Origin of the sequence: Halomonas flagellata, from assembly GCF_022487945.1 — a bacterium.
Classification (GTDB): domain Bacteria; phylum Pseudomonadota; class Gammaproteobacteria; order Pseudomonadales; family Halomonadaceae; genus Halomonas; species Halomonas flagellata.
In genome coordinates this window covers 1-5735 of record NZ_JAKVPY010000053.1, presented here as the reverse complement: position 1 = coordinate 5735, position 5735 = coordinate 1, and the positions used below count along the sequence as shown (strand labels likewise).

Annotated in this window: 5 protein-coding genes; all 5 read right to left on the bottom strand. The window is 65.1% G+C overall.

Annotation, left to right across the window (positions count from 1 at the left end; translation table 11 throughout):
- Window positions 1-247: 247 nt before the first annotated feature.
- Entirely contained in the window at window positions 248-1222 is a 975-nt protein-coding gene (gene catA / locus MKP05_RS20940) for a catechol 1,2-dioxygenase (protein ID WP_240570096.1), read from the bottom strand.
- A gap of 552 nt (window positions 1223-1774) precedes the next feature.
- Complete coding sequence (locus MKP05_RS20935; protein ID WP_240570095.1) at window positions 1775-3016, bottom strand: benzoate/H(+) symporter BenE family transporter; 1242 nt, start codon at window positions 3014-3016, stop codon at window positions 1775-1777.
- A gap of 207 nt (window positions 3017-3223) precedes the next feature.
- Window positions 3224-4003, bottom strand: a complete 780-nt coding sequence (gene benD / locus MKP05_RS20930) for a benzoate diol dehydrogenase BenD (RefSeq protein WP_240570094.1) — start codon at window positions 4001-4003, stop codon at window positions 3224-3226.
- Entirely contained in the window at window positions 4000-5043 is a 1044-nt protein-coding gene (gene benC, locus MKP05_RS20925) for a benzoate 1,2-dioxygenase electron transfer component BenC (protein ID WP_240570093.1), read from the bottom strand. Before benC ends, benD begins: the two co-directional genes overlap by 4 nt.
- Before the next feature lie 24 nt (window positions 5044-5067).
- Window positions 5068-5556, bottom strand: coding sequence for a benzoate 1,2-dioxygenase small subunit (benB, locus tag MKP05_RS20920; protein WP_240570092.1), 489 nt, complete (start codon window positions 5554-5556; stop codon window positions 5068-5070).
- Between the last annotated feature and the right edge of the window lie 179 nt (window positions 5557-5735).

Sequence of the window (5735 nt, the reverse complement as noted above, 5' to 3'; positions counted from 1 at the left end):
CGTGGGCCAGGAACAGCCAGTTGCCCTCGAAGATGTGCTTCATCTCCAGGTCGAAGAAATCCGGGTCGGTGAACATGCTGCGGTGGCAGCGGAAGATGCCGGCCTCGGCGTCGTCGACGACGGCGCCACGGACGCGCTGTTCGAGACGATCAAGCTGTGTGGTCATGATCCAACTCCTCGATATCGTGTTGTGGGTGGCCCGCCCGGCAGGGGCGGGCCACGCCGGCTCTTATGGATAGCGTAGTCCTCAGACCTTGGCGGTGCCGGCCAGCTGGCTGTGCTGGTCCTGCTCGTCTTCCTTGGCCCGCGGGCGCTTGTGGCGATGCTGCAGCTCGGGGGCGTCGGTCTTCGCCAGCTCGATGTCGAACACCACCTCGGAGAAGGGGCCGTCCAGCTCGCGCCTGGCGATCTCGGCCGGGTCCTCGATGCGCTTGCCTTCCACCACCAGCTCCTCGCGGGTGGCGAAGGCGAAGTCGTCGAAGGTGTAGGGGTCGCCGGCCAGGTTGATCTGGGTGGTCAGGTGCTTGTGGCCCGGCGCCGAGATGAAGTAGTGGATGTGCGCCGGGCGCTGGCCGTGACGGCCGAGCAGGTCGAGCACCTGCTGGGTCGGGCTGTCCGGCGGGCAGCCGTAGCCGGAGGGGATGATGCTGCGCGCGGTGTAGCGGCCCTCGGCATCGGTGATGATGCTGCGGCGCAGGTTGTACTCGCTCTGGGTCGGGTCGAAGAAGGAGTAGCCGCCCTTGGAGTCGGCGTGCCAGATCTCGACCTTGGCACCGGCGACGGGCTGGCCCTCGGTGTCACGCACCTGGCCGGTCAGCCACATCACCTCGGCGTCCTGATCGGTGCCGTCATCCATGCGCGCGAAACCTTCGGCCTCGGGGGCGCCGGCCACGTAGAGCGGGCCCTCGATGGTACGCGGGGTGCCGCCGGCCAGGCCGCGCTCGGCGTCGGCAGCGTCCATGCGCATGTCCAGGTAGTGATCGAAGCCCAGGCCCGGGGCCAGCAGGCCGAACTGGGTGCCGTTGCCCAGCGCGTTGAGCACGCTGACGGCGGACCAGAACTCCTCGGCGCTGACGTCGCAGTCGTCCATCAGCCGGTAGAGGTCGGAGAGCAGGCGGTGCATGATCTGCTTGGCGCGCTGATTGCCGCCGGCCTGGTCGAAGCCGCTGACGGCCTTCAGGAAGTCCTGCACTTCGGGGGTATCGAAAATCTTCACGGTCATGGTCATGCTCTCGTCGTTGTCGTTGTGCCCTGCGCTCGCGTCAGGGGGTGCAAGGCATGTTGTCGGGGGCCTCCGGACGCCTGACGGGCAAAATATCGGCGGAGGCTTTCTTGTTGTGGTGAGTGGATTCTGGCCAGCCGGCGACAACCTCACCAATATCGTTTGAGTTCCTGCCCATACCCTTGAGGTATCGCCGAAAGCGCTTTCTCGAGCTCTTTCCCTCTCGCAAAAAGGCAAGCTCATCTACATGAAATCAATATGTTGAGAAATTTCTGCTGATCCGGAGAGCAATTTCCGGTCATTTCGTCTGCGATGCCTTCGGCCTCCCTACTGGTCCCGGGCCCCTGCCGACCCTCTTCGGCCGGCCCGGCTGGCATCAGGGCGGGGTCATGGACGCGAATTCAACCCTCGGGGCGGTGCAGATTGCGACAAAAGGATAAGAGGCCGACACGGCGGGCTCGGGAAGCCGCCATGAAAAAAGCCCGCTCTGCCGAAGCAGCGACGGGCCAAGGAGGATCTCGGTGTCCCTGGCCGCCATCCGGCGGCCCGGGATCAGTGGGAAGCCTGTTCCTCGCCGATCTGCTTGATGAACTCGAAGTCCTTGGTCTCGAAGATCAGCGAGATGAAGACGCCCAGCACCAGCGCCCAGAAGGAGGAGCCGATGCCCAGGATCTGCAGGCCGGAAGCGGCGATCAGGAAGGAGAACAATCCACCCATCTCGTGCTTGCCCGAGAACGCCATGTGCATCGCCGAGGTGATCACCCGCAGCAGGGCCAGACCGGCGATGATGGCGATGAAGTAGCCCGGCATGGCCTCGATCAGGCTGACCACGAAGCCATAGAAGGGGGCGCTCACCACGAAGATGGCCCCGGCGATCACCGCCGCCACCCAGCGCTTGTCCGGCTTGCCGGCTTCGGGTGAGGAGCAGATGCCGGTCATCGGCGCCGCGATGCAGGTACTGTGCAGGTTGAAGAAGGCCGAGATCATGGTCCCGAAGCCACCCACGGCGGTGATGGCATTGGCCGGCACCTCCTTGTAGCCCATGCCCTTGAGCAGGCCCACGCCGGCGGGAGTCTCCATCCCCACCAGGATGAGGGCCAGCGGCAGCCCATAGGCCAGGAAGGCGGACAGGGTGAACTCGGGCACGATGAACTCGGGGAAGGTCACCGAGAACGCCACGCCGGAGAAGTCGACGCCTGAGTAGGCCATGTAGGCGACACCGGCCACCATGGCGACGATCAGGGGCGGGACCTTGCGCAGCAGGCGCGCTGAGAAGAAGAAGGCCAGGATCATGATGGCCGCCGGTAGCATGGCGTTCTCCAGCGGCGCCACCATGTTGAGGCCGAACTTGAGCAGGATGCCCGCAACCATGCCCATGACGATGGGCATCGGGATCAGCTTCATCACGATGCCCATCACCCCGGCCAGGCCGGCCACCAGGGAGATGGCGCCGGCGATCAGCGTGGCGCCCAGGGCGGCCTCCAGGCCGACCACGGGAATGATCGCAGCGAACAGCAAGGCGCCGGGGATGGAGTTGGCCATCGGCAGGGGCAGCCGATAGTAGGCGGGCATGAACAGCCCGAACAGGCCATTGATCATCAGGTAGCTGATGACCCAGATCATGATGAAATGGGAATCGAGCCCCGCGGCGGTGCCGGCACTGATATGGATGATGCCGGCGCTGAGGCCGAAGATGCCAGCGACGATACCCGCGCTGACGTTATCGACGTTGAGATCTCGGATGAAGTCGCGGGGCGCATGCCTGAGGCTCACGCCCTTTTCGATGTGTTTCACGGTGTGCTCCAGGGGATTGTTGTCATTGATCGTTGGGGCTGCCTGGGAGCAGGCCTCCGCGAAGGCGCTGTGAACCCTTCCCTGGGCGCTACATTCGCCATCCATGGCGAATGACCTTCGCTGCGACCTGCTCCCGGCGCCTCTCACCAGAAAGGGTTTATAAACACTCTCTTAATGCCGAGTGATACAGACCAGAGCCGTCAAGGTTCAGCCAAGGTCGCCGCCGGCCACCGGCACGATGGTGCCGGTGATGTAGTTGGCATCCTCGGAGGCCAAAAACAGGATCGGGCCGGCCTGCTCGTCCAGGGTGCCGTAGCGGCCCATGAAGCTGGTGGCCTTGGTCTGGTCGATCAGGGTCTGGTACCAGACCTTCTCCTGCTCGCTCTGCTCGGCGGTGTTGCGCGGGACCTTGCGCGGCGGCGCCTCGGTGCCCCCCGGCGCCGTGGCGTTCACGCGAATGCCGTGCTCGGCGTACTCGAAAGCCAGGGCCACGGTCATGGCATTCACGCCACCCTTGGCCGCCGCATAGGGCACCCGCATCAGGCCACGCGTGGCCACCGAGGAGACGTTGACGATATTGCCCTTCGACTCCAGCAGGTACGGCAGCGCCGCCCGGCAGCACCACAGGGTCGGGAACAGCGAGCGACGCACCTCGGCCTCGATCTGCTCCGGGGTGTAGTGCTCGTAGGGTTGGGCCCAGATGGTCCCGCCGACGTTGTTGATCAGGATATCGAGACGGCCGAAATGCTCGTGGGTCTTGGCCATCACGCTCTCGGCCCCCTCCCAGGTCTCGAGGTCCGCCTGCAAGGCGATGGCATCGACGCCCTGATCGCGCAGCTCGGCCGCGACCTCCTCGACATGGTCGGCACGGTCCACCAGGGCCAGGCGTGCCCCCTCCCCCGCGGCGCGCTCGGCGACCCGCTGCCCGATGCCCTGGGCGGCACCGGTTACCACCATCACCTTGTCCGTGAAGCGTGTCAGGCTCATGCGGCCTCCCCGGGTGCCTGGTTGGGGGTGAACTTCTCGTAGTGGAAGCTCTGCGGCACGATGCCTTCCTTGTCGAAGTGCTTGAGCACGGCATCGACCATGGGGGGCGGCCCGCACAGGTAGACGTCGATGTCGCCGTCGTGCATCACCTCGGCATCCATGTGATGGGTCACATAGCCCTTGCGCGGATGCTCGCTGGCCTCGTCCACCACCACGGTGGAGTAGGTGAAGGTCGGCAGCTCCGCGGCGAAATGCTCCAGGGCATCGACCTTGACCAGGTGGTCGTCCTTGTTGACGCCGTAGATCAGATGGATCGGCTGCTCGCATGTCGTCCCTTCCGCCCGCCTCTGAACCAGCAGTTCGAGCATGGAGAGGAAGGGAGCGAGACCGGTGCCACCGGCCAGCATCAGCACCGGACGCGTGATCTCGCGCAGGTAGAAGCTGCCCATCGGCCCGGTCAGGGCCAGCCGGTCGCCGACCTTGGCCCGCTCGGTCAGATAGCCGCTCATCACCCCGTTGGGGATATTGCGGATCAGGAAGGTTGCACGTCGAGCGCCGGGCTTCGAGCTGAAGGAGTAGGAGCGGTGCTCCTCGGTGCCCGGCACGTCGATGTGAATGTACTGCCCCGGCAGGAAGCTCAGCGCCGCCTCGTCGTCCAGGTCCACGCCCAGCTCGATGCTGTCCTCGGAGAGTTGCTCGACCACGGCCACGGTGCCCTCGAGCTTGCCTACCTGGGTCTTGCACAGGGCGGAGGCCACCGGGATCTGGATGACACAGTCGGAGGACGGCACCATCTGGCAGGTCAGTACCTGGCCCTCGGCGGCTTCCTCGTCGGAGAGCGCCTCCTCCAGGTACTCGTCCCCCATGTCGAACTCGCCTTGCTCGCAGTGGCCCTTGCAGGTGCCACAGACGCCATCGGAGCAGTCCATCGGCAGGTTGACCTTCTGCCGATAGGCGGCGTCGAGGACCGTTTCCCCTTCCTTGCAGCCGATGAAGCGGGTAACGCCGTCCTCGAAGTTGAGGGCAATGGTGTAGCTCATGGTCGAATCTCCTCTCGCACCGGGTCAGATGTGATAGACGTCGATGACCTGGTGGATGTAGTCGTTGTTCAGCACCACCTTCTTGTTGGCGATCAGCGGCGTCTCGCCCGACACGTCCAGGGTGTAGAAGGCGCTGCCAAAGAACACCTGGGTCTCCTTGTAGCGGTGGCTCAGCGTCTGCCAGTTGAAGCGCAGCTCCACCTCGTCGCCTTCCTGCTTGAGCACCTCGATGTTGCTGATCTGGTGGGTGGTGCGCGGCTCCGGCGTGCTCGCCCCGGAGCGTTCGGTCTTGATCCGGTAGACCCGGTCCTCGAGCCCCTCGCGGTTCGGGTAGTAGATCAGCGAGATCTCGCTCTGCGGGTCCCGGGTCAGCTGGTCGTCGTCGTCCCAGGCCGGCATCCAGAAGGCGGCGTCCTGGCGGTAGCACGCCAGCCACTCGTCCCACTGGCGGTCGTCGAGCAGCCGCGCCTCACGGTAGAGAAACGCCTGGATGTCGTGGTAGCTAAGGCTCATGTCTCTTCCCCCTTCTCGGTTCGTGCGCGCTTACGCGGACTGGGTGGCGATAAACTGGCTGCGTTCCTTGTCGATGGCGCGCAGCATCTCCTCGACCCAGTGCTGGTGGTGCAGCACGTAGAGGCCCTCGTCTTCCGGGGAGGCCCCGCTGAGCAGCGGCTTCATGCCGATCGCCTGGG

Bases quoted from the DNA above. Each gene is read 5' to 3' on its own strand.
- catA (WP_240570096.1), bottom strand. From the start codon at position 1,222: ATGACCGTGAAGATTTTCGATACCCCCGAAGTGCAGGACTTCCTGAAG.
- benB (WP_240570092.1), bottom strand. From the start codon at position 5,556: ATGAGCCTTAGCTACCACGACATCCAGGCGTTTCTCTACCGTGAGGCG.
- benC (WP_240570093.1), bottom strand. From the start codon at position 5,043: ATGAGCTACACCATTGCCCTCAACTTCGAGGACGGCGTTACCCGCTTC.
- benD (WP_240570094.1), bottom strand. From the start codon at position 4,003: ATGAGCCTGACACGCTTCACGGACAAGGTGATGGTGGTAACCGGTGCC.